Raw genomic sequence first — 23,497 nt, forward strand, 5'->3', positions numbered from 1 at the left:
GCCCACGAAGGCGTGGCGCAGGGTGCCCGGCACCCCGCCGGGCGTGGCGCGGACCTCCTCCACGATGCGCCGCATCAGCGCCGGCACGGCGTGCAGCGCGGTGCACCCGGCCAGCTCCTCCACCAGCCGCGGCACGTCGGGTACCCGGTCGCGCGGGACCAGCCGCACGGTGCCGCCGCCCAGCAGCGGAAGCAGCGTCTCGAACAGCCAGATGTCGAAGGCGAAGGAGGCGAGCGAGGGCACGCGGTCGCCGGCACCGAGCCCGAACGCGTCGCGCGCGGCGGCCAGCGTGGCGCCGACGCTCCCGTGCGGCACGCGCACGCCCTTGGGACGGCCGGTGGAGCCGGAGGTGTAGATGACGTACGCCAGGTGGCCCGGCGTGAGCCCGCCGCGCACCGGGTTGGTCGCGGGGAGCGAAGCCGACGCCGGCGCCGCGGCGTCCAGCTCGACCACGGGAAGGGTGGCGTCGGCGAACAGGGGGCGCAGCGCGGCCCCGGTGAGGAGCGCCGCGGGCGCGCCGTCCTCCAGCATGTAGCGCAGCCGCTCTCGGGGATACGCGGGGTCGAGCGGGAGATACGCCCCGCCCGCCTTCAGCACGGCCAGCACCCCCACCACCATCTCCAGGCCCCGCTCCGCGCAGATCCCCACCCGCGCGTCCGGCCCCACGCCCAGGGCGCGGAGGTGGTGCGCCAGCCGGTTCGCCCGCGCGTTCAGCTCCGCGTAGCTCAGCGTCTCGTCCTCGAAAACGAGCGCGGCCGCGCCGGGCGTGCGCTCCACCTGCGCCTCGAACAGCTCGTGGAGGCACGTGCCGGAGGGAAGGTCGACGTCGCCGGGGCGAAGCGCCGGATCAGCAAGCGCGGGCGCGTGGATGGCTCCAGCGTCCGGGATGGCTTCCTGTCCTTCGATCGTGGGCGTCGCCATGCCAGTGGGAAAGAGCGAAAACGGTTACGCGGAAGCGAGCAGGCTTCCGCGGGATCGAAAGCCGGCGGGACTTTCGTCAGATCTGGTCGTCTAGCGCCCGCGCGTCGCGCTCCTCCGCCAGCCGCGGCGAAGGGGCGCCGGCCGCGTCTGGATCATCAGATGTTCCCGCGGCGTTCCTGCTCGCGCTCCACCGCCGAACAGCGCCTTGTGTTCCCGGAGCCGAAGCCCTGGGCGCCGTCGCCGTGCAGCGCCGCGTGCCGGGCGATCGGCGAGTCGGGGGCCACCCCGCTGGTGAGCACCAGGCGGTTGCCGCCCTGCTCCATGACGATCGAGAACCGGTCGCACACGCCGGTCTCCAGCCCCGCTCGCGCCACCGGGCGGACACCGAACATGCTGCGCCGCGAGGAGGCGCGCCTCCGCCGCGGCGCTGCCGCGCGGCGCCCGGACAGCGTTCCCGGGTAAAATGACGTGTGACACGTGTGGACGGACCGCCCCTCCCGGGAGTCCGGCGGCGGCATCAGCGCCGCCGTGGCCCTGGAAAGACAGATGCCCTTACGTGATCAGCCAAGTTTCGTGGTTACAGTACTTTACTCAATCGCATCCCCCCGCGTCAACCTCACCGCCCGCTCTGAGGAGCCGCAGGAAGGGGAGTGACCCTCTATTTCGGCTGATAAGGATCGCAGCCGAACGGCGACGAAGGTCGTCACACCGCGGGGCGGAAGAAGAACGACCTGCGGTGGGTGATCCGGCCGTCGGCCAGCCGGTAGAAGTCGGCGAACGACTCGTCGATGGGGCTTCCGTCGCGGTGCACGCCCACGAAGCGGCCCCGGCAGGCGGCATTCCCCCCGTCGACCAGCACCGCTTCCAGACGATGCTCGCCGCTCGCGATCACGCGCTCGTGGCGGTAGAAGCGGTCCAGCCGCTCCAGTCCCTCGAACGGCTCGTAGCCGGGGCGCTCGTACACGGCGCCGGGGGCGAAGAAGTCGGGGAGCCGGTCCCACTCGCGCGCGTCGATCGCGCGGAACATCTCGCGGATCATGTTCTCCCCGGTGAACGGCGCCTGCGCCGGGATCCCTGCCGGGTCGATCTGCGTGTCCATCCAGAACCTCCTGGGGCTGGGTCGAGGGGGTGGGATGATCGCTACACGGCCGCGAGCTCCGGGTCCGTGGCGTCCGGCGGGGCGGCGGCCCCGGAGGCGGGCGCCTCGGAGACGTAGTCCAGCCACCCCCAGCGGTCCTCGGTGCGGCCGTCGAACAGGCCGAAGAAGAGGCGCTGCAGCTCGGCGGTCACGGGGCCGCGGCCGCCGCTTCCCACCGGCACTCCGTCGACCGAGCGGATGGGGGTGACCTCGGCCGCGGTGCCGGTGAAGAAGAGCTCGTCGGCCACGTACAGCGCCTCGCGCGGGGCGGTCTGCTCGCGCACCTCCAGCCCCAGCTCGCGCGCCAGCGTGATCACGGTGTCGCGCGTGATGCCGGGGAGCACGGCCGCGGCGGTGGGCGGCGTGAAGAGGACCCCGTTGCGCACGAGGAACAGATTCTCGCCGGGCCCCTCGCTGAGCAGACCGCTGCTGTCCAGCGCGATGGCCTCGGCGTAGCCGTGGCGGTGCGCCTCGATGCTCATCAGTTGCGACGACAGGTAGTTGCCCGCGGCCTTGGCCATGGTGGGCATGGTGTTGGGCGCCAGGCGCTGCCACGACGAGACGCCCACGTCGACCCCCTCCTCGAGCGCGCCGGTCCCCAGGTAGGTGCCCCAGTTCAGCGCGGCCACAATCACCTCCACCGGCTTCCCCAGCGGGTTGGTGCCCAGCGGCCCGCGTCCCAGGAAGGCCAGCGGGCGCAGGTAGGCGCTGCGCACCCGGTTCTCGCGCACGACCTGGTGGCACGCCGCCGCCAGCTGGCCGGGGTCGTACGGCATGGGCATGCGGTACATCCGGGCCGAGTCGGCCAGGCGCAGCAGGTGCGCGTCGAGGCGGAATATGGCGGGGCCGCGCGGGGTGTCGTAGCAGCGGATCCCCTCGAACACCGCGGCGCCCATGTGCAGCGCGTAGGTCATCACGTGCACGGTGGCGCTTTCCCAGGGCACCATCCGTCCATTGAACCAGATCCATTCGGTCTCGGGACTCGACACGGGCAACTCCGGCGGTGGATCGTTAGCGGGCAAGGGAGAGGGCGTCCCCCTCACGGGACGGACGCAGCAGCCGCCCCAGCCGCGCGATGCCGTCGTGGATCTCGTCCGTGGTGGTGCGCGAGAAGTTCAGCCGCAGGGCGTCGCCGCCCCGCTCGCCGCCGCGCGCGCAGAAGGCGCGGCCGGGGACGAAGGCAACGCCGGCCTCCTCGACCGCGCGGCGCAGCAGCGCCGTGGTGTCGGTCCCCGGCGTCTGCACCCAGACGAAGATCCCGGCGCTCGGGCAGCTCCACCGCGCGTCGGCGGGAAAGTGGGCGGCCAGCGCGGCCAGCATGGCGTCGCGGCGGGCGGTGTACGCCCCGCGCACCCGCGCCAGGTGCGCGCCGATGTCCTCGCGGTCCAGGAACGCGGCCAGGGTGCGCTGCGCGAACGAGCACACGTCCAGGTCGCTTCCGTGCTTGAGGATGGAGAGCCGCTGCACCAGCTCCGGGGGCGCCACCACCCACCCCGACCGCAACCCCGGCGCAATGATCTTGCTGAACGAACCCACATACAGCGTCCACCGGGGCTCCAGGGCCCGCACGGCGGCGGGGGGCTCGCCATCGTAGCCCAGCAGGCCGTAGGCGTCGTCCTCGATCACCGGCACGCCGTAGCGCGCGGCCAGCTCCGCCAGCCGCCGCCGGTTCGCGGCGGGCATGCTGGTGCCCAGCGGGTTGTGCCCCTCGGGAATGGCGTAGACCAGGGCGGGGCGCTCGCCACCGGCCAGCAGGGCCTCCAGCGCGTCCAGGTCCATCCCCGTCTGCAGGTCTGACGGAACGGTCAGCAGTCGGGGCTGCAGGGGGCGCAGGGCGTTCACCATCCCGTCGTACGCCGTCTCCTCCACGACCACCGTGTCGCCGGGGGTCACCAGCAGCTTGCCCAGCAGGCTCATGGCGTGCTGCGCCCCGGAGGTCAGGAACACCTCCGCCTCGGTGCACCGCACCCCACGGCGGGCCATCAGCTCCACCACGTGCGCGCGCAGGCGGTCCACGGGCAGCCCGTACTGCAGCGCGTCGGGCTCGGTGCGCAGCACGTGCTGCGCGGCGCGAGCGTACGCCCGTACGGGAAACAGCTCCGCCGCGGGCATCCCCAGCGCGAACGAGAGCAGCCCCGGCCGGGAGAGCAGCTCGTGGATCTCGCGCAGGGACGACTGCTTGAGGTCCCGCGTCCAGGCGGCCAGCGGGATCTCCGCCGCGGCGGCGGCAGGAGGCGAGGTCACGGGCGGTCCTTTCGCAAGGGAGGGAGATGCGCGGGTGCGTCGAACACGGTCACGCGCCCTCCGCGCGGCGCCCAGCAGGACCTCGGTGTCTTGCAGCGAGAGCCTCCAGCGCGGCCAGGATGTCTTTCGGCGAGCCGCCTCCGCGGGCCAGCGCCTCCAGGTGGGCTCCGAAAGCGGGGCTCATCTGCCCGCAGGACCCCTGGTCTTGCCGGCTCACGTCCCTCCGGCGCCCGGGCGCGAAACGTTCGGCGGGGCAGGTAAACGTCGCCTGTTCGTCTGGAAAAGCTAATCATTCTACGCGAAAACCCGCAACCCGACGCACATTGTACGAATCCCCCGCCTTACGCCTCGAAAGGTGCGACAACCCGAGGCAGCGATGCGCACCGTGGCAGAACGCCAGGTGCGGGTTTGGCTCTGCGTCGCCTTCGCACGACTGATCCGCACCTCCACGCGGCGAAATTTCCCTCCCCTTCGCTTGATGGTACCTCCCATGAAACGCATGCAGTGGCTGATCGCCCGCGGGCACCGCGACAGCGCGGCGGCCACCGGATGCCGGAGAATCTCGCGGATGCCGTTCGCCATGATCGATCGGAAGCCCGGCCGAGACGAACCTGCCCCGCCCGCGCTGGCTGACGACGTCGCCGCGATGCGTGCTGAGATTCAGCGCCTTCGGGAAGAGCTCCAGTTGGCGAAGGCGGCATGAACACACGATCGGCCCGCAGGGACACCCTGCGGGCCGATCGTAACTCCCGGCGTTGTCCGGCGAAACTCCCGGTGAGCGCCTCAGAAACCCGGCACATACAGGCGAATCAGTACATGTCGCCCATGCCGCCGCCGGGCATGCCGCCCGGGGCGCCGGCGCTCTCCGGCTCCGGCTTCTCGACCACGATCGACCCGGTGGTCAGCAACAGCCGGCGATGGACGCCGCGTTCTGCAGCGCGGTGCGGGTGACCTTGGTGGGGTCGATCACGCCCGCCTGCACCCGGTCCTCGTACTCGTCGGTGCGGGCGTTGTAGCCGTACGCCGGGTTCCCGTTCTCGCGCACCCCGGGCGCAGCAGCGCCACGCCGCCGCCGGGCACGATCCCCTCCTCCAAGGCCGCGCGCGTCACGTGAAGGGCGTCCACGCGGGCTCGCCGGGCCTTCGCGAGTTCCCGGCTGCTCACCGGAACTGCACGCGGATTGCCTGAGACGCCGCTCGCGAAGCTACGCCCGCCGCGCACGGAGCCAGTCGTGATAGTGGTCGTCCAGAAGCTCGTCCCCGGTCACCCATTCTCCGTCCGCAAACGTCCATTCAACCGTTCTCAACTGGTGGATGAAGAGCGTGAGGAACGCGTCGAACGAGGGGGCGATCACCATCTTCTCGTCCTCGTCCCTGCCGAAGACGATGACCTGGCCAACGGTGCCACGGACGTCCGGGTCCAGGTCTATCCCGATGTGATTGCCGCCAAAGTCGTGGGTCAGCGGGATCCAGCGCCGGTTCCAGTAGAGCGGCTTGACGAAGCCCTCGGGCCACGACGACATGTCGCCGGCCAGCGTTGAGTTCATCTCTTCGATCTCGGCCTCGTCCAGAACGGACCAGTTCTGCCGGATTCCATCGATGGACAGGAATTCCAGTCCGAACACGAGACCTGGCCCGGGCCCCTGTCCATCGTGCACGGCCAGAAACTGCCTGACCGAATCCGGGAGTTCCACGCGCAGGTCGGTCTCCAGTTCGCGGATGCGTCCGGGAGATGCCCCTGCGTTCAGGTTGAAGGCGTCCAGACAGTTCCTGTCGCGCAGGATGGATTCGATCTCGTCCCAGTACCAGTGGCTCACGCTTGACTCCCGCATCGGCCCACGTGATGGAAGGCATCATCGAACGCGCCGTAACGATAACGAGGGACACGCTGGCGGCAAGAAAACGGCCCCGCCCCCTCGTTGCCGAGGGAGCGGGGCCGTCCTTCATCTACCGAGTGACCGCTGGCCCGTCAGGACCGGGCCTGTCTCAGTACATGTCGCCCATGCCGCCGCCGGGCATGCCGCCCGGGGCGCCGGCGCCCTTGGGCTCCGGCTTCTCGACCACCACGCTCTCGGTGGTCAGCAGCAGGCCGGCGATCGACGCGGCGTTCTGCAGCGCCGTGCGGGTGACCTTGGTGGGGTCGATCACGCCCGCCTGCACCAGGTCCTCGTACTCGTCGGTGCGGGCGTTGTAGCCGTACGCCGGGTTCCCGTTCTCGCGCACCTTGGCCACCACGATCGAGCCCTCGACCCCGGCGTTGTTCGCGATCTGGCGGATGGGCTCCTCCAGCGCGCGCTCGATGATGCGGACGCCGATGTTCTCGTCCTCGTCCTCGAGCTTCAGCTCCTTCAGCGCCGCCTGGGCGCGCAGCAGCGCCACGCCGCCCCCGGGCACGATCCCCTCCTCCACGGCCGCGCGCGTCGCGTGCAGGGCGTCCTCCACGCGGGCCTTCTTCTCCTTCATCTCCGTCTCGGTGGCGGCGCCCACGTTGATCACCGCCACGCCGCCGGCCAGCTTGGCGAGGCGCTCCTGCAGCTTCTCGCGGTCGTAGTCGCTGGTGGTCTTCTCCACCGCCGCCCGGATCTCCTTGATGCGGCCCTGGATGGCGTCGGGGGTGCCGGCGCCGTCCACGATGGTGGTGTTGTCCTTGTCGACCACGATGCGCTTGGCGCGGCCGAGATCCGACAGGACGGTGTTCTCCAGCTTGAACCCGACCTCCTCGCTGATCACCTGCCCGCCGGTGAGCACCGCGATGTCCTGCAGCATGGACTTGCGGCGGTCACCGAAGCCCGGCGCCTTCACCGCGGCGATCTTCAGCGTGCCGCGCAGCTTGTTCACCACCAGCGTGGCCAGCGCCTCGCCCTCCACGTCCTCGGCGATGATCAGGAGCGGGCGGCCCATCTGCGCCACCTTCTCCAGCACCGGGAGAAGGTCCTTCATGTTGCTGATCTTCTTGTCGTGGATCAGGATCAGCGCGTCCTCGAGGGCGGCCTCCATGCGGTCCGGGTCGGTGATGAAGTACGGCGACAGGTAGCCGCGGTCGAACTGCATCCCCTCCACCGTCTCCAGCGTGGTCTCCAGCCCCTTGGCCTCCTCCACCGTGATCACGCCGTCCTTGCCCACCTTCTCCATGGCGTCGGCGATGAGGTTGCCGATCTCCTCGTCGCTGTTGGCCGAGATGGTGCCGACCTGGGCGATCTCCTTCTTCCCGGCCGTCTCCACCGACATGCTCTTCAGCTCGGCGATCACGCGCTCCACGGCCTTGTCGATGCCGCGCTTCAGCGACATGGGGTTGGCGCCGGCGGTCACGTTCTTCAGCCCCTCGCGGAACACGGCCTGGGCCAGCACGGTGGCGGTGGTGGTGCCGTCGCCGGCCAGGTCGCTGGTCTTGGTGGCGACCTCCTTCACCATCTGCGCGCCCATGTTCTCGATCGGGTGGTCGAGCTCCACTTCCTTCGCCACGGTCACGCCGTCCTTGGTGATGAGCGGCGAGCCGAACTTGCGGTCGATCACCACGTTGCGGCCCTTGGGGCCCAGCGTGACCTTCACGGCCTCGGCCAGCTGGTCCACGCCCTTCTTCAGCGCGGCGCGGGCGTCGACGCCGAACGTCAGCTCCTTGGCAGCCATCGGATCAATCTCCTGTGGGAGAGTTCAGTAGTCGTTCTAAAGGGAGATGCGAAGTGCGCCGCCGGACTTTTAGCCGACGATCGCGAGCACGTCGCTCTCGCGCAGGATCAGGTACTGCTCGTTGTCGACGGTCACCTCGGTGCCGCTGTACTTCCCGTACAGCACCTTGTCGCCGACCTTCAGCTCCATGTCGATGCGCTTGCCCTCGTCCGAGAGCTTGCCGGGTCCGACCGCCATCACCTCGCCCTGCTGCGGCTTTTCCTTGGCGGTATCGGGAATGTACAGCCCGCCGCGCATCGTCTCCGTGTCTTCCAGCGCCTTCACGACGACGCGGTCTGCCAGCGGCTTTACCTTGACCTCGGTCGCGGTTGCCATGGATCAAGCCTCCCGTTCTGTGGATGGGTTACTGTATGATCTGCTGTTAGCACTCATCCACCGCGAGTGCTAACGACAAGCGCGAAGATAACCTTTCGCTTCGCGCTGTCAAGCAGCGACGTGCACCCGCACGTGCCCGTGGGATGCTTCGCGGCAGAGACAAACCGCGTGCCGCGGCGCGCTTGTCAGATTGGCGGGGAGATGCGCCGCGGCGGCTCGCGGGCTGTCAGAAGTGCGGAAGTGCGCCCGCACCCTCGCGAAAGGCGGCTGAAGCCGCGGCAACCACGAGGGTAGCCTCGCAAACCGCGCGAGGCTGGAGGATGCGGCGCAACCGTCGCGGAAGGGCGGCGGAGGGCTCGGCATGCGGTGAGTTATCGCGGATTTTTTAATGGACACCCAATCCTCGGGGCGCCGGGGCTGCCGGTCTTCGCATCATCCCGATCGAGCAGTTTGGAGCGGATGTTTATGCGCGGTGCGGCGGACGCGCGCTCAGGCTCGTCCACGACGCCGTGGCGAGCCCGGCATTGTCAACTGCGTCAACGGGAACGCTTCAACGTTCTTCGGCCGCGCCGGGCGGAAATGCGATGCGGGCCGTGCGGTGACACCGCCGGCCCGCGAACATCGGGATGATGCGTCTGCTCAGATGCAGATGTACTGCTGGCTGCAGCAGGGCGGAACCGACGCGCCGGGGTTCGTGGGCGGCGCGAACTCGACCTCGGTGGACCGGGCGCGCGGCTCGAACGTCTCCACGCGCAGCGCGTCGATCGACAGCTTCTTCCGCGGGCTCTCCATCATCTTCATCGGCTGAATCCTTTACGGTTCGGGAGGATTGGACATCACCCGCAGAGCTGCGGGCCGGTGCAGCAGGGGCACCCGGATTCGTACTGCGTGGGGCACCAGGTGCACGCGCTGGCGGACCGCATCCCCAGCTGCGGGATCTCGATCTCCGGCGCGGCCGGGAAGGTGTCGACCACGAGCGTGTCCACCGCGAGCCGCAGCCGCGGCCGCTTCTTCGCCATCGTCATCCTGCCTCCGCTGGAAGACGGCTACGCCCGGCAGGCCGGATAGCTGCACGGACAGGTGAACGGGTCCGAGCAGCAGGCGCAGGTAGAGTCGCGTCCCGTGTTGATGGTGGGCGGTGCGATGACCATCGCCTCGCCCGCCTCGAACGTCTCCACGCGCAGCGCGTCGACCGAAAGCCGCTGTTTCAGCGCGGTCGTGTGCGGCATCTTCATCGTTCGCCTCCTCGGAACAGGGTGATCCGTGGACGAAGCGTGGAGACGCAAAACACGCGCCGATCCGAACGCGCCTTCGTGGCGACCGCTGGAGCTTCAGCCCTCGACGGCGAAGATGGAGATGCCAGCGGTGGTGAGGGCGGCCAGCCGCCGCCCGTCCGGCGCGAAGCGCAGCGCGCGGACGGCGGCGCCGGCGTCGGTGGCCGGCGGCGGCTCGGGGGTGAAGTCGTTCCACACGCGGATGCCGTCGGCGGAGCCGGTGGCCAGCGTCCTCCCGTCGGGGGCGACGGCGAGCGCGGCCGGGCCGCCGGGGACGCGGATCCCGCCGCGCGAGGAGGGCGGATCGTCCATCATCGCCCAGAACGCCACCTCGCCGTCTCCGATCGCCGCGGCCAGCATCTGCGGCGCGGCGAGGTACTCGAGCGCGCGCACGTCTCCATTCACGGCCATGGCCGCGACGCGGCCGCGCGTCTCGCAGAACCACACCTCGACGCCGCCGCGGCCCACGGTGGCGAACACGCCGTCGCCCAGCCAGGCCACGGCGCGGCGCTGCTCGGCGAGACGCCATTCCGTCCCGGTGACGAGGTCGGCGATGGTGACGGCCTCGTCGCTGGCGGCGGCCAGCCACCGCCCGCCCGCCTCGGCGGCAAGCCGCGTGACGGGCGCGCGGCCGGCATCGAAGTGGAAGCCGGAGCGGCCGGACCCCAGGCCGATGGAGTGCACCTGCCCGTCGCGGTCGCCGATCACCAGCGTCCGCCGCGCGGCGACGAACGCCAGCGCGGTCACGTCGCCGCTGGTGCCCAGCTGCCCGCGCCGCGGCTCCGGCTGCGTGACATCGTACGCCCACACGCCCTCGTCGCCCGCCACGGCGAAGTGGCTGGCCGACATCCACACCCCGTCGCGCCACCCGGGCTCGGGGATCGTCTCCAGGTGCCGCAGCGCGGGCGGCTGCGGCGTGGACTGGCCGGCGGGCTCGGTGGCGGCGGCCGGAGCGGCGGGCGCGGCGTCGGGCGCGATGGGCGTGGCGGGCGTGGCGGTAGGCTGGGGATCGGACATGGCGGCGGGTCGGGTGAGAGGCGTCTCTGGGGATGATGGCGGACGGTCGACGGAGAATGTCGGTCGCGGGACGGAATCACGAAAGACGCGGGGCGCATCTCGCCTTCGATCGATGCCGATCCAGCCGGAGCCCTTGACTCGGCGCCGCCGGACGCGCATCCGTATCTCGCTCTTCGCGATTCGATCGAAATCTCCCCTGCACCCGCACGCGCTCACTGGCGCCCCCGCACGGGCATCGGCGCCCGCGCGTGCACGCGATCTCCATCTTCCTTCCGTCTCCCCATGACCCGCCGCCGTGAAGTGCAGCTCTCCGCCGCCATGCTCGCGGCGGTCTTCCTCTGCGCCACGCTGGCGCTGACGGATCGCACCGCGGCGGCGTTCGCCGCGCCTGCGTCCGTCTGCCCGGATTCGCTCCCGCTCCCCAGCACGGTGGGCGAGCAGGCGTACGAGGCGCTGCTGAACGGCTTCCTGGACGCGAAGTGCTATCGCGGCTGGGTGCACGACCGCGAGATCCGCAACACCGGGCCGTTCGTGGACGGGCGCAACTTCGGGACGCACCCGGCGGTGCGCGTGTACTACTCGCCGCGCGCGTGGGAGTGGATGACGGCGAAGCACCGGCAGGGGCGCATCGCCGACAACGCCATCATCGTCAAGGAGATGTACACGCCGCCCGCCGCGCCCGACGCCGCGCTGGAGGGGTGGACGACCATGGTGCGCGACTCGGCCGGCGCGTTCGACGGGTGGTACTGGGGCTACCACGGCGTGAACGACACGCCGCCGCCGGCCCTGGCCTACCCCAACTCCGGCTTCGGGCTGTACTGCACGCGCTGCCACGCCTCGGCCGAGAGCGAGCTGACCTTCTCCGCCGTCCGTAACGTGGACCCCGCCCAGGACCCGCTCTCGTTCGTGGTCCAGACCTTCACCACCCGCGATTCGGTGGGGCACCACATGACCGCGGGGCAGGCGGCGGCCGTGCACCGCGACGCGCTGTCGATCCACGGCGAGGTGGACCACGCGGCGGAAACGTCGCGCCACCAGCTGCCGAAGCCGCTTCCCGCGCCCGATCCCGCCTTTCTGGTGCTGTACGGGCTGACGCAGCAGTTCGCCGCGCCGAACGCGAAGACGGCGTTCCCGGTGGAGACGTACGACCACGTGGTGGCGGGGCCCGGCGGGCCGGAGCAGTTCCTCACCAGCGACCAGTGCACCGGCTGCCACAGCGCCAGCACCTTCAACATGGCGCTGGTGACGGCGACCGGGCGCGACACCTTCAACCTGTCGCCGTACGGCGAGTGGCGCGCGTCGCTGATGGGCCTGGCCGGGCGCGACCCCGTGTTCCACGCGCAGCGCGAGAGCGAGGTCACGCGCTTCCCCACGCAGCGCACCTTCATCGACACCACCTGCTACCGCTGCCACGGCGTGATGGGCCAGCGCCAGGCCACCATCGACGGGACGATGTTCCGCCACGACATGGTGTACGCCACGCCGGGGCAGCCGGGCGCCAAGTACGGCGCGCTGGCGCGCGACGGGATCAGCTGCATGGCCTGCCACCAGATCAGCGCCGAGTCGCTGGGCGACACGGCCAGCTTCACCGGCCGCTTCAAGGTGGATCCTCCCGGGCACGTGAACGGGCCGTACGAGGTGGTGGCCGAGTACCCGATGAAGACGGCGCTCGGCATCACCCCGCGCTCGCAGCCGCAGATCCGCCGCGGCGCGCTCTGCGGCGCCTGCCACAGCGTGGTCCTCCCGGTGCTGGACAGCGCGGGGAAGCAGGTGGGCGGCGGATACGAGCAGGCCACCTACATCGAGTGGCTGAACTCCGTCTACCAGAACGAGATCGCGCCCTTCCGCGCCGACAGCGCGAAGACCTGCCAGGGGTGCCACATGCCGCAGGACTTCCGCGGCAACCGGCTGCGCTTCCGCGCGGCGATCATCGAGGACCCCACCTACCCCATGGCCGACCACCGTGCCCGCGACAGCGCCATCACCGTGGCGGTGCGCGACACGTTCAGCCGGCACATGCTGATGGGGATCAACCTCTTCACGCTGGCCATGTTCCAGCAGTTCCCCGACACGCTGGGGATCCGCAGCACCGACTACATGTACTCGCAGGGCGTGCAGCCGCTGGTGAACGCCGGGCTGAGCGCCCAGACGCTGGCGCGCGAGCAGTCGGCGACCGTGCGGGTGGAAAGCGTGCGGCGGGTGCGCGACTCGCTGGAGGTGGCGGTGCGGGTGGAGAACCTGACCGGGCACCGGCTGCCCAGCGGCGTGGGCTTCCGCCGCGCCTTCGTGGAGATGGTGGTGACGGGCGGCCGCGACACCCTGTGGGCCAGCGGACGGACGAACCACCTGGGGGTGATCCTGCGCGGGACGACGGACCAGCCGCTGCCCACCGAGTTCGTCACGCGCCAGGGCGGCAGCGGCACCTACCAGCCGCACCACGAGGCGGTGACCCGCGACGACCAGGTGCAGATCTACGAGGAGCGGGTGCTGGACCCCCAGGGGTGGCTGACCACCAGCTTCCTGGCGCTGGACAGCGTGGTGAAGGAGAACCGCCTGCCGCCGCGCGGCTGGCGGCGCGGCGGCCCGTACTGGACCGAGACGCAGCCGCACGGCTCAGCCGCCCGCGACGCCGACTACTGGAACGGACAGGGCGCGGACCGGCTGGTGTACCGCATCCCGCTCTCACGCGTGCGCGGCGCTACCAGCGTGCGGGCGACGCTGTACTACCAGTCGCTGCCGCCTTATTACCTGGCCCAGCGCTTCGGCATCCGCTGCGGCTCCCCCTTCCCCACCGACTGCGCCGAGACGCGGCGCCTGGCCTTCCTCGCCAGCCGCCTGCGGACGCAGGGGACGCCGATCGAGAGCTGGAAGCTGCTGCTGGCGACGGACGGGCGGGGGATCTGATCTTGCCCCCGTGAAGAATTCCGCACGATGAAAAAATTCGGCAGCCGTGGATCGTCCACGGCTGCCGAATCGCTTCTATCCAACTCCGTCACGGGCAGGCCGCCCACGCTGCCGGATTCATCGATCCCCGAATCCGGCATCAACTACGGCGTTTCGTCATCCGTCGCGAGGATCTGCTCGATCTGCTGCTTGAGCGACGGCACTTGCTGCGTTGCCACGTTCCACACGATCTCGTAATCGACACCGAAGTAGGCGTGGATCAACCGGTCCCGCATGCCCGCATCAAGCGCCACTTGATCTGCGGATGGCGCGCGCGAAAGTCCTCCGGCACCTGCCGCGCCGCCTCACCGATGATTTCGATGCTCCGTACGATCGCTCGGCGGAGAACCGGGTCCGCCAGCACATCATCTTGCGAGCGGGTGCGGGTCTGGTCGAGAAGGAAGTCTATCTCCACCAGCATGTGACGAAGATACTCACGCGGCGAGAAGGACATCCTGCGCCTCGCGCAAAATGTGAGGCCCGATGAAGGGGCTGAGCGCCTCGGTGGTTACGAGCTCCACCCTGCGCTCCAGCAGTTCCTCGAGCATGAACGAGAGCTCCATGAAGTTCTCGAACGTCTTCTGCCCGGGATCGAACTGCACAAGAAGGTCGACGTCGCTGTCGGGCCCAGCCTCGCCGCGAGCGACGGAGCCGAACAGCGCGATCCGCCGTGCGCCGAGCGCGAAGATCCGCTCGGCCGCTTCACGCAATCGCGCAGCGACCTGCTCCTTGGTAATCCGCGTGGTGTCCATTCGATCAAGATAGCTCTGAGCCCGCGCACCTGACAGTCCGCCCCACGCACGATCCGGTGCACTCAGGCGGGAAGCGAAAACTCGCGGCGCTGGACGCGCGAGACGATGTCGGCGGTGAGCTCGCTCCTGAGGGTGCTGCAGTACTGGCGGATGCGGTCGTAATCCGGGCCCGAGATCGGCTTCACCAGGTCGGAGTGATCGTCGAGGAATTCAACGAGGCGATCCTGCAGGTCGCCGTACGCCTTGAACGACTCGGCCGACAGGAACATGCCCCCGCCGCTGAAATACCAGTCGCGAAGCGACTCGCTGAGCGAGCGCAGATCCTGGCCGGTCACGTTATCGGCGCGCGGCCACCTGGGAAGCAGCTGGGTCAGCGACCAGAGCTCGGTGTATTCGGGAATCCGGCGCTGGCGGAGGTCGGTGTCGAAGGCCGATGCCTGCGCGAGCGAGATCTTCTGCGCTTCGGCGCTCTGCGCGAGCACGGACCTGTGGAGCTCGGCAGAGCGCGCGATTCCGCGGTCGAAGACCGCCTTCGCCAGGTAGCCGCCCAGAACCAGCAGGAGCGCGACGACGGCGGATCCGCCCGCGATGCCGACCAGGGCCTCCCAGGGTGCGGACATGCTGACCTCCGGAGTTCGAGTTGGTCACACACACCAACCGCTTCTGCCGAACCGCCGCATCTTCCGTCGCCCCCGTTCTCCACGCCGACGAGTGGCGCGGCTACGCCTGCGCCGGGTGCTTCCGGATGAACGAGTCGAGCTTCTTCCGGGCGGTCCGGCGGCGGAGCGCGGGGACGAGGTAGGTGAGCGCGCCCTTCACCGGGCCGAGCGCCTGCACGCCCCACGAGAAGGCGTCGCAGGTGTCGCGGTGCCCGGTGATGAGGCCGTTGCGGAAGGTGAACTCGGAGTGGATGACGTTGCGCACGTGCCGGCCGGTGCCGCCGAAGACATACTGGTCCACCAGCTCGGCGGTCCCCTTCTCGTCGTCGGCGTCGATCACCTTGAACGCGGCCTTGAAGCCCTGCGCGTGGTGGACCAGGCCCCACATCGCGCGAATCCGGTCGCGGCCCTTCAGGTCGAAGGCGATGTCGTGGAAGGTGGCGTCGGGATCGTAGCACGCCGCCATGCCGTCCGCGTCCTTGTGCGCGAGGCAGGTGTACAGCCGGTTCAGCAGCTCTGCGTTCGGGTGCATCTGAAATCCTTCGGTTGGGAGCGGCTGGACGCGGGCTGATCCGTCTGATCGGAGCGCGGAAGCGGAAGAAGGCCCGGCACGATTCCATCGCAAGTATGCCGGGCTCCGTTCGTGACGCAAGATTTTCAATCAGGTGGATGACGATCGGATTCGCAAATGCCGTCCTCACGCCCAGACCGGGGCTCGATCGACGGCATCAACCGAACCCTCCGATCATCCGCGCAGCGCAGCCTCACCGAGCGCCACCGCAGCCACGTCTTCCGCCAGCGCGATGGCGATGTCGGGAACGCCGGCGTCGGTGGTGAGCGCGTGGCGGAGGTGGTAGGCGGCGAAGGTGGCCGCCGCGGCCGCGAGACCGCCGACCACCGCACCCGTGACCGCGGAGTCGCCCGCGCGGCGCGCGATCACGGCGCCGCACAGCGCGCCCGCGGCGATGCGCGCGGCGAGCGGGCCGGGATCGGTGCGCGCCGGGATGAGCGGGAGCTTGTCGGCCAGGTGCTCGGCGGCGGAGGCGATCCCCAGCACGCGCGGGGCGGCCGGGCGCGAGAGCAGGTCGTCGATCACGCCGTGGGGAACCGTGGGATCGTGCACCAGGTGGCGGCTGAGCGCGGCGGGCGCGGCCAGGCTGCGCATCCCCGCCACCACGCCGAGCGCCGCCGCGCGGGTGAGGACCCGCGGCCCCGGGATGGCCGCTGCTTCGCTGTAGTTCATCTCCCCTCGTCGTCCGTTGAAAAGACGTGCATCCACGCGGCGGAGACGTTCATCCGGCGCGGCGGAACCCGGGCCGCGCGCGAAGATGGAGATCCCCTGCCGACACGCCCGGCACCGGCGTGCGAAAGCGGTGCCGCGGCGGTCGATCGGCCGTGGCCCACGTCAATGCGTCGCATCTCCCTCCCCAACTGTCGACGCCGGCCGGGAACGTCTCGCCCGCGAACCCGGTAGATTCGCCCCGCAACCCGCGCCGCCCGCCCGTTGCCGAAGTATCGTTGCGGCGCGACCTTGTCGGCCCCGAGCCGGACAGAGTGCCGACCAGGATGGACCCGCGCGCACACCAGGAGCGATCCGTGACGATGAACCCGCTGTTCCGCCCCGCCCGGGCGTTCGCCGTGAAGGCGTGGCTCCCCGCCCTGCTCTCGCTTCCGTGGCTCGCATCGCCCGCGCCGGCGCAGCAGCTGTACATGCCGCGCACGGTGCGGCAGGCGTACGCAAACGGCACCCGATCCCCCGACGGGCGCCCGGGGCCGCGCTACTGGCAGAACCGGGGACGGTACACCATCACCCTCACCGCCACGCCGCCGGAGCGCACCGTCCGCGGCACCGAGCAGATCGTCTACGTCAACAACAGCCCGGACACGTTGTCGAACCTCGTCATCAAGCTCTTCCTCAACATCCACAAGCCGGGCGCGCCCCGGAACGGCGGCGCGAGCGACGACTACCTCACCAGCGGCATCCACATCGACCGGTTCGCGGTGAACGGAACGGCGGCGCCGTGGCAGAGCGATCCGCGCTTCTTCACCTCGCAGCCGGTGCGCCTCCCCGCGCCGCTGATGCCGCACGACTCGGTGCGGCTGGCGTTCGACTGGCACTACGAGATCTCGCGCGAGGCCGGGCGCGAGGGGATGCTGGACGCGACCACCTGGTACCTGGCGTACTTCTACCCGCGCGTGGCCGTCTACGACGACTACGAGGGGTGGGACACGATGGACTTCACCGACCAGCAGGAGTTCTACAGCGACTTCAACGACTACGACGTGACCATCCGCGTCCCCGCGAACTTTATCGTCTGGGGGACGGGCACGCTGCTGGATCCGCAGACGGTGCTGCAGCCCGCGGCTCTGGCCCGCTACCAGGCGTCGTTCACGTCCGACACCACCATCCGCGTGGCCACGCGCGAGGACCTGGCCGCCCACCGCGTGACGCTGGCGCAGACGAACGACTGGCATTTCCGCGCACGGGACATCCCCGACATGGCGTTCGGGCTGAGCGACCACTACCACTGGGACGCCGCCAGCGTGGTGGTGGACGACGCCGCGCATCGCCGCGCCAGCGTACAGGCGGCGTACCACGACAGCGCGGCCGACTTCCACTACATGACGCAGTTCGGCCGGCACGCGCTGGACCGGCTCTCGCACCACTGGCCGGGGGTGCCGTATCCGTACGAGAAGTCCACCATCTTCCTGGGCACCGCCGACATGGAGTACCCGATGATGGTGAACGACAACTCGTTCCCCGACACCAGCTTCAGCCGCTTCGTGGCCGAGCACGAGATCGCGCACACTTACTTCCCCTTCTACATGGGGATCAACGAGACGCGCTACGGCTTCATGGACGAGGGGTGGGCCACCACCTTCGAGTACCTGGTGGGCGTGGCCGACATGGGCGCGGCGCGCGAGGACGAGCTGTACCGCCAGTTCCGCGTGAACCGCTGGATCACCGATCCGTCGCCGCTGGAGGACCTGCCCATCATCACGCCGGGCGACGTGCTGAAGGGCCCCGCCTACGGGAACAACGCGTACGGCAAGGCGTCGCTCGGCTATCTGGCCGTGAAGGACATGCTGGGAGATGCGCTGTTCGCACGGGCCCTGCACGCGTTCATGGACCGCTGGCACGGCCGGCACCCGACGCCCTGGGACTTCTTCAACACCTTCAACGACGCGTCGGGCCGCGACCTGAACTGGTTCTGGAACAACTGGTTCTTCGGCAACGGCTACATCGACCTGGCCGTCGGCGGCGTCACGCGCACGGCCGGCGGATACGCGGTTGTGGTGAACAACGTGGGGGGGATGGCGGCGCCGGTTGACCTGCGCCTCCGCTTCACCGACGGCACCACGCAGACGGTCCACCAGACACCCGCGATCTGGCAGGCCAACCAGCGCCAGGCCACGGTCACGGTCTCGACGAGCAAGGCGCTCCAGTCGCTTGACCTGGACGGCGGCATCTGGATGGACGCCACGCCGGCGGACAACCACTGGGCCGCGACGAGGTGAACATCGCCCCGAGGGTGGCGCCGCGCGCCGCCCCCCGGACGTCATCCTGAGGCCGGCCACGCCGCAACCGATTTGCGCGCAAAACGTTGCAGGCCGAAGGATCCATACTCGTCCTGCACGTCAGCCGGAAAAACACATCGAGGTCCCCTCCGGATTCGGTTCAGCGGAGGGATGATCGAGGAATGAAGAATCGCGGGGCGCCCGAGGGAGGCCGCTCCGCGATTCGTCTTGCTCGTACCAGGACAGCGGACGATCGTGCGTTCTGCTGCGGACGTGCGTTGGCCGGCGATAGATCCTTCGGCCTGCAACCAGCTGTGCAAGCGTAATCGACCGCGTGGCCGGCCTCAGGATGACGTCTCTCGGGTTTCTCCGAATTGTCAGCGGATCATCACCCCACCGTCGCCAGCTCGGTGCGGTTGCGGCCGCGCTCCTTGGCGCGGTACAGCGAGTCGTCGGCGCGGCGGGCCAGGGCGGCGAAGGTGTCGTCGCCGGGCGTCCACTCGGTGGCGCCGACGCTCACGGTCACGCTTAGCCCCGGCGCCAGGTCGCCCCACTCCGCGCGCTCCACCGCGCCGCGCAGCCGCTCGGCCACCTCCACGGCCACGGCGGCGCCCGCGCCAGGCATCACCACCACGAACTCCTCGCCGCCGGTGCGGCCGATCACGTCGTCGCGGCGAAGCGTGGCGCGGAAAAGCTCGGCCACGCGCCGCAGCACCTGGTCGCCCACCTCGTGCCCGTGCGCGTCGTTGATGCGCTTGAAGTGGTCCACGTCCAGCGCCAGCACGCTCAGCGGCCCCGTCCCCTGCTTGGCCGCGTCCACCCGCTGGCCGGCCACGGTCAGCAGGTGGCGGCGGTTGGGAAGGCGCGTCAGCTCGTCGGTCATCGCCAGCGCGCGCATCTGCCGCGCGTGGCGGAAGTGGCGCACCACCAGCGCGGCCAGGATGGCGATCATCGCCAGCGACAGCGCGATGACCGCCGTGCCCAGCGTACGGATGCGGGCGGCGTCGCGCAGCGCCCGGCCGCGGAGCTCGTTCTCGCGCAGGAGGGCGCGGTTCTCGGCCTCCTTCTTCTCCGCGTCGAACTGCACGCGCAGCCGCGACGTGTTCTCCTCGCGCAGCCGGTCGGCCAGCGCGCGCTGCAGCCCGATCTGCGCGTTGCGGGCGTCCAGCGCGCCCTTCCAGTCGCCGACGCCGGCCAGCGCCTGGGCGCGCTCGTCCTGCACCGTCTCCATGAAGCGCTGGTTGCCGGTGGACTGGAAGTACGCGGCGGCGGCGTCCAGGTCGCGCAGCGCGTCGGCGTGGCGGCCCAGCCGGCGGAGCGCCGCGCCGCGCGAGAGCCGCGTGCGCGCCTGGGCGTCGGCGTCCTTCTGCGCGCCGAAGTACGCCAGCGCCTCGTCCAGCCCGCGCAGCGCCTCGCCCGGGCGGCCCAGCTTGGAGAGCACCACGCCGATGGCGCGCTGGCACTCGGCCGTCTCGCCCGCGTGGCCCAGCCGCCGCTCCAGCTCCAGCGCGCGGCGGAAGTAGGCGAGCGCCGGCTCCAGCTCGCCCTTCACCTCCAGCGTGCTCGCCATGTTGTAATAGCCGGTGGCCACCTCGGCCCGCGCGCCGGCCCGTTGGTTGGAGGCCAGCACCTGCCGGTAGTACTCCAGCGCACGGTCGTACTGGGCCACGCGCCGGTCGGCGTAAAGGTTGGCGATGTCGTTCAGCGTGTGCCGCACGCGCGTCTCCACGCCCAGCCTGGCGTACAGCGTGTACGACTGGTTCAGGTCCTCGAGCGCCGCGCCGAGCTCTCCCCGGTAGTAGCGCATCTCGCCGCGGAGCATGAGCGCCGCGGCCAGGATGCGGTCGTCGCGCAGCCGCTGCCCGGCGCGCAGGCTGGACTCGTAGTCCGCCGCCGCCTGCTCGGAGTGGTTGCCGGCGTCGTACCCGTAGCCCCGGCAGAGGCGCAGGTCGGCGGAGGCATGCGCGTCGCCCGCCGCATCGGCCTCCGCCATCCCGCGCTCCGCCATCGCGACGAGCGCGGCGGGCTCGGCCGACCCGGCGGAGGTCCAGCACCGCAGCGCGAGCGCCTTCAGCCGCAGCGGGTCGCCCGCCCGCGGGAGTTGCACGAGCGCCCGCTGGACGAGCGCGAGGGCGCTGTCGTCGGCCACGTCCTGAAGGCGTTCGGCCCGGGCGATCAGCGTGCGCGCGTCGGGCGCCTGCGCCGCGAGCGGTGCGGCCGCGGCCAGCGCGACTGCCGCAACGAGGAATGCGTGCCTCATGGAGAGCACGTCGGGGGAGAAGTGGGGAGATGAGAAGATCAGGGGGATGCGCGTCCGGCGGGGATGTTGGACGCGGCATCAATTCTCACGAAAAAATCCGCAATGCGCCAGTGACCGCGGCCGGATCGGCCCGACGCGGACGCGGGGGCTCAGCGAAGCGAGGGAGGATACGGCAGAAGCTGGAGGTCGGCGATGAAGCGGAAGTCGCGCTGGTTCCTGGAGACGAGAGGAACACCCTTCGACAACGCGGTGGCGGCGAGGACGTCGGTGTCGAACAGGATCGACTCCGCCACCTACTGCCCCCACTCCTCGGCCCGCACGCGGCGCACCCCAGGTCGAATCCTCCAGATCTTCGCGACCACGCCACATCCCCACGAAGCCCTCGTTGCGGAGCGGCGGGCGGGCCGAATTCCCGACAGCATCGTCCCGCTTGCTCCGGGCGCTCAGATGCGCGATGTACTCCGCGACCTGCCGCTGTGCGAAGGGCTCAACTCCTCGAACTGCTCCCACAACGCGCTGTTCTGCATCGTCTCGTTCCTTCGTCCCGAGGTTCGACACAAATATATACCCTCGGTCGGCCGGCGGGAGCGTTCTGGCGCGGCGGCGATGGATGGAGATAGCATTCCCCGCATGGAAACTACGAACCCGCACCAGCGCTCCGCGATCGCGGAGTTCCGCGCCCTGCACGAATCCGGGTGCTTCATCCTGCCGAACCCTTGGGACACGGGGACCGCCCGCGTCCTGCAGCAGCTCGGCTTCCGCGCGCTCGCCACGACGTCGGCGGGGTTCGCGTACACGCGCGGGCGGCCGGACGACACCGAGGCCGTCCCCCTCGCCGAGATGCTGGCGCACTGCGCCGAGATCGCCGCGGCCACGCCGCTCCCCGTGAACGCCGACTTCCAGAACGGCTACGCGGACGATCCCGAAGGCGTCGCGGAGAACGTGTCGCGCTGCATCGCCACCGGCGTCGCCGGACTGTCGGTCGAGGACGCGACGGGCGACGAGGCGGCGCCACTGTACGAGCTTGGGCTGGCCATCGAGCGCGTCCGCGCCGCCCGCGCGGCGATCGACGCGTCCGGCATCCCCGTGGTCCTCACCGCCCGGTGCGAGGCATGGCTGGTAGGCGATCCCGACGCGGAGCGCGTCGCCATCGACCGCCTGATCGCCTTCGCGGACGCGGGCGCCGACTGCCTGTACGCGCCCGGCGCCTGCACGGCGGACCAGGTCGCCGCGATCGTGCGCGCCGTAGCCCCGAAGCCGGTGAACGTGCTGATGTCGGCGCCCTCGCCCGACCTCCCGTTCTCGCGGCTGGCGGACCTGGGCGTGCGGCGCGTGTCCGTGGGCTCGGCGCTTGCGCGCGTGGCGTGGGGCGGATTCATCCGCGCCGCGCGCAAGCTCGCGGACGGCTCCTTCGACGGCCTGGCGGACGGATTCCCGTACGGCGAGCTGAACGCGATGCTGCGGCGGAAGGACTGAGGGCGCGCTTCCGCGGGTGCGGATCGGGCTGCACCGCGTCGGAATGGAGGAACAATCATGCGCCAGTATCAGCCACGGCAGGATCCGGCGAAGACCACGCCGTCGTCCGATGTCGCGTACCGGCCCGCGACGAAAGCGGGAACGGAGAAGCACGAGTTCCCGCTGGGCCCTCTCTCCAGCGGCCACGACTTCGGCCGCATGCCGGTGTACGCGCCGCGCGACGCCACGTTCGTGAAGGTGGAAACCGGGGAAGAGCACCTCCGGCGGTTGATGGTGCTGAATCGGCAGGCCGAGAAGGAGCTGGAGGCGAAGCGGCTGGAGGCGCAGGGCACCTTCAAGCCCGGCCCGGTGGAACAGAAGGCGAAAGAGGATGAGGCCGCGCAGAAGATCCTGAAGGACCAGTTCGGCGATGGCTGGGGAGCGGTGTTCTGGTGGACGCGGGGCGGCGGGCAGACCGGCGAGGATTCGCCGCTCTGGCAGGTGCTTGAGGCCGGGAGCGGCATGAACCGGAATGCCGCCCCGCGAGTCGATCGCACCCCCAACGTCTACCGCACCGAATCCACGCGATAGCACCTGTCCGCGGGTCTCCAGCTTTCCACGCGACCATGCCCCGCCGGGTCATCTCCGGCGGGGCATCGCATCATGGGGCGACTAGCTGGCCGGGGAGGGTGGCTTCGGCCGCCCGGCGATCACCCGGCCGATGGCGGCCGCGGCCAGCCCGGCGATCAGCCCCGGCAGCCACGACCGCGAATCCCGCCAGATCCACAGCTTCAGGACGGTCGTCTCCACCAGGAGAGCGATGGCCAGAAGGCGATAGCGCCTGCCGACGGGCGGCGAGAGCGCCGAGTAGGTGAGGAACAGCATGTGGCCGGAGAACGGCAGCACGTTCCTGACCGCGAACCGCACGAATGCCAGCGCGGTGACCGTCAGGTCCAGCACCCGCACGCGCCACGGCACCTCCAGCCGCCCGCGGAACCAGAGCGGCACCGCCAGCACCAGCGGGGCGACGTAGATGACGAGAAAGGTCACCGCCGCCCCGGAGCGCGCGCCGAAGTCGATCAACCGCATCGCGATGCACCCCGCCACGGCCAGCGCGAGCAGCGGCAGCGCGACGGCCGCCGCCAGCAGCAGCCGGTCGATGCGCGCGCGGTGCGCCAGCACGAATCGGTCGACGGGATTCATCGCCTCGCACCCGACGAACGCTTCGGTGCGGCGATGAAGATCGTACGGATCGGCATGGAGATTCGGTGCGTGCGGCGGGACGATGTCATCCCCGGTCGACGGGATCGGGGA

General features: G+C 70.4%; 24 protein-coding genes and 2 pseudogenes. 5 read left to right on the top strand and 21 right to left on the bottom strand.

What is annotated here, in order from left to right; genetic code table 11:
* The 5 genes from VLK66_RS12895 to VLK66_RS12915 all read right to left on the bottom strand — a co-directional run.
* A partial coding sequence (locus tag VLK66_RS12895) for an AMP-binding protein (protein ID WP_325309834.1) occupies window positions 1-921 on the bottom strand: 921 nt, incomplete at its 3' end.
* Window positions 922-1,076: 155 nt separating this feature from the next.
* A complete protein-coding gene (locus VLK66_RS12900; RefSeq protein WP_325309835.1) occupies window positions 1,077-1,313 on the bottom strand; it encodes a hypothetical protein in 237 nt (78 codons plus the stop codon).
* 311 nt (window positions 1,314-1,624) lie between these two features.
* Entirely contained in the window at window positions 1,625-2,020 is a 396-nt protein-coding gene (locus VLK66_RS12905) for a nuclear transport factor 2 family protein (protein WP_325309836.1), read from the bottom strand.
* Between the two features lie 41 nt (window positions 2,021-2,061).
* Window positions 2,062-3,054: a branched-chain amino acid transaminase gene (locus tag VLK66_RS12910; RefSeq protein WP_349260504.1), complete on the bottom strand. Its 993-nt coding sequence runs from the start codon at window positions 3,052-3,054 to the stop codon at window positions 2,062-2,064.
* Window positions 3,055-3,070: 16 nt separating this feature from the next.
* On the bottom strand, window positions 3,071-4,303 hold the full coding sequence (locus VLK66_RS12915; protein WP_325309838.1) for a PLP-dependent aminotransferase family protein: 1,233 nt from the start codon (window positions 4,301-4,303) through the stop codon (window positions 3,071-3,073).
* A 490-nt stretch (window positions 4,304-4,793) separates the two neighbouring features.
* On the opposite strand from VLK66_RS12915, the gene VLK66_RS12920 reads away from it, so the two are divergent.
* Complete coding sequence (locus VLK66_RS12920; RefSeq protein ID WP_325309839.1) at window positions 4,794-5,006, top strand: hypothetical protein; 213 nt, start codon at window positions 4,794-4,796, stop codon at window positions 5,004-5,006.
* A 106-nt stretch (window positions 5,007-5,112) separates the two neighbouring features.
* Here VLK66_RS12920 and VLK66_RS28630 read toward each other — a convergent pair.
* The 8 genes and pseudogenes from VLK66_RS28630 to VLK66_RS12960 all read right to left on the bottom strand — a co-directional run.
* Window positions 5,113-5,446 (bottom strand): annotated as a pseudogene (locus VLK66_RS28630) (TCP-1/cpn60 chaperonin family protein); the annotation flags it as partial.
* A gap of 61 nt (window positions 5,447-5,507) precedes the next feature.
* A complete protein-coding gene (locus tag VLK66_RS12930; RefSeq protein ID WP_325309841.1) occupies window positions 5,508-6,119 on the bottom strand; it encodes an SMI1/KNR4 family protein in 612 nt (203 codons plus the stop codon).
* A gap of 169 nt (window positions 6,120-6,288) precedes the next feature.
* The gene (groL, locus tag VLK66_RS12935) at window positions 6,289-7,929 is read right to left on the bottom strand and encodes a chaperonin GroEL (protein ID WP_325309842.1); all 1,641 of its coding nucleotides are present in this window, start codon (window positions 7,927-7,929) and stop codon (window positions 6,289-6,291) included.
* A 69-nt stretch (window positions 7,930-7,998) separates the two neighbouring features.
* Complete coding sequence (groES, locus tag VLK66_RS12940) at window positions 7,999-8,304, bottom strand: co-chaperone GroES (protein ID WP_325309843.1); 306 nt, start codon at window positions 8,302-8,304, stop codon at window positions 7,999-8,001.
* A 639-nt stretch (window positions 8,305-8,943) separates the two neighbouring features.
* Window positions 8,944-9,105 (bottom strand): hypothetical protein, encoded by a 162-nt coding sequence (locus VLK66_RS12945; RefSeq protein ID WP_325309844.1) that lies wholly within the window; start codon window positions 9,103-9,105, stop codon window positions 8,944-8,946.
* Window positions 9,106-9,140: 35 nt separating this feature from the next.
* Window positions 9,141-9,329: a hypothetical protein gene (locus tag VLK66_RS12950; RefSeq protein ID WP_325309845.1), complete on the bottom strand. Its 189-nt coding sequence runs from the start codon at window positions 9,327-9,329 to the stop codon at window positions 9,141-9,143.
* A 21-nt stretch (window positions 9,330-9,350) separates the two neighbouring features.
* Complete coding sequence (locus tag VLK66_RS12955; protein ID WP_325309846.1) at window positions 9,351-9,539, bottom strand: hypothetical protein; 189 nt, start codon at window positions 9,537-9,539, stop codon at window positions 9,351-9,353.
* A gap of 96 nt (window positions 9,540-9,635) precedes the next feature.
* The gene (locus VLK66_RS12960; protein WP_325309847.1) at window positions 9,636-10,595 is read right to left on the bottom strand and encodes a hypothetical protein; all 960 of its coding nucleotides are present in this window, start codon (window positions 10,593-10,595) and stop codon (window positions 9,636-9,638) included.
* Between the two features lie 282 nt (window positions 10,596-10,877).
* On the opposite strand from VLK66_RS12960, the gene VLK66_RS12965 reads away from it, so the two are divergent.
* Window positions 10,878-13,499, top strand: a complete 2,622-nt coding sequence (locus VLK66_RS12965; RefSeq protein ID WP_325309848.1) for a hypothetical protein — start codon at window positions 10,878-10,880, stop codon at window positions 13,497-13,499.
* A gap of 143 nt (window positions 13,500-13,642) precedes the next feature.
* Here VLK66_RS12965 and VLK66_RS12975 read toward each other — a convergent pair.
* The 5 genes and pseudogenes from VLK66_RS12975 to VLK66_RS12995 all read right to left on the bottom strand — a co-directional run bounded on the left by VLK66_RS12975 (window position 13,643) and on the right by VLK66_RS12995 (window position 16,192).
* A pseudogene (locus VLK66_RS12975) lies at window positions 13,643-13,992 on the bottom strand (DUF86 domain-containing protein).
* On the bottom strand, window positions 13,973-14,290 hold the full coding sequence (locus VLK66_RS12980) for a nucleotidyltransferase family protein (protein WP_325309851.1): 318 nt from the start codon (window positions 14,288-14,290) through the stop codon (window positions 13,973-13,975). The pseudogene VLK66_RS12975 and the gene VLK66_RS12980 overlap by 20 nt, the downstream one beginning before the upstream one ends.
* A 62-nt stretch (window positions 14,291-14,352) precedes the next feature.
* Window positions 14,353-14,910, bottom strand: a complete 558-nt coding sequence (locus VLK66_RS12985; RefSeq protein WP_325309852.1) for a hypothetical protein — start codon at window positions 14,908-14,910, stop codon at window positions 14,353-14,355.
* A 100-nt stretch (window positions 14,911-15,010) separates the two neighbouring features.
* Entirely contained in the window at window positions 15,011-15,481 is a 471-nt protein-coding gene (locus tag VLK66_RS12990; RefSeq protein ID WP_325309853.1) for a nuclear transport factor 2 family protein, read from the bottom strand.
* Window positions 15,482-15,694: 213 nt separating this feature from the next.
* Window positions 15,695-16,192: a DUF4126 family protein gene (locus VLK66_RS12995; protein WP_325309854.1), complete on the bottom strand. Its 498-nt coding sequence runs from the start codon at window positions 16,190-16,192 to the stop codon at window positions 15,695-15,697.
* A gap of 359 nt (window positions 16,193-16,551) precedes the next feature.
* Between VLK66_RS12995 and VLK66_RS13000 the strand changes: the two genes are divergently transcribed.
* Window positions 16,552-18,468 carry a M1 family metallopeptidase gene (locus VLK66_RS13000; protein WP_325309868.1) on the top strand — a complete coding sequence of 639 codons (1,917 nt, stop codon included), beginning with the start codon at window positions 16,552-16,554 and terminating at the stop codon, window positions 18,466-18,468.
* A 388-nt stretch (window positions 18,469-18,856) separates the two neighbouring features.
* Here VLK66_RS13000 and VLK66_RS13005 read toward each other — a convergent pair whose 3' ends face one another.
* Both VLK66_RS13005 and VLK66_RS13010 read right to left on the bottom strand, forming a co-directional pair.
* On the bottom strand, window positions 18,857-20,728 hold the full coding sequence (locus VLK66_RS13005) for a diguanylate cyclase (RefSeq protein WP_325309855.1): 1,872 nt from the start codon (window positions 20,726-20,728) through the stop codon (window positions 18,857-18,859).
* Between the two features lie 149 nt (window positions 20,729-20,877).
* Window positions 20,878-21,021 (bottom strand): hypothetical protein, encoded by a 144-nt coding sequence (locus tag VLK66_RS13010; protein ID WP_325309856.1) that lies wholly within the window; start codon window positions 21,019-21,021, stop codon window positions 20,878-20,880.
* 337 nt (window positions 21,022-21,358) lie between these two features.
* Between VLK66_RS13010 and VLK66_RS13015 the strand changes: the two genes are divergently transcribed.
* Window positions 21,359-22,204 (top strand): isocitrate lyase/phosphoenolpyruvate mutase family protein, encoded by an 846-nt coding sequence (locus tag VLK66_RS13015; RefSeq protein WP_325309857.1) that lies wholly within the window; start codon window positions 21,359-21,361, stop codon window positions 22,202-22,204.
* A gap of 57 nt (window positions 22,205-22,261) precedes the next feature.
* Window positions 22,262-22,774, top strand: coding sequence for a hypothetical protein (locus VLK66_RS13020; protein ID WP_325309858.1), 513 nt, complete (start codon window positions 22,262-22,264; stop codon window positions 22,772-22,774).
* Window positions 22,775-22,855: 81 nt separating this feature from the next.
* Here VLK66_RS13020 and VLK66_RS13025 read toward each other — a convergent pair whose 3' ends face one another.
* On the bottom strand, window positions 22,856-23,386 hold the full coding sequence (locus VLK66_RS13025; protein ID WP_325309859.1) for a hypothetical protein: 531 nt from the start codon (window positions 23,384-23,386) through the stop codon (window positions 22,856-22,858).
* Between the last annotated feature and the right edge of the window lie 111 nt (window positions 23,387-23,497).

Source organism: Longimicrobium sp. (genome assembly GCF_035474595.1).
GTDB lineage: Bacteria > Gemmatimonadota > Gemmatimonadetes > Longimicrobiales > Longimicrobiaceae > Longimicrobium.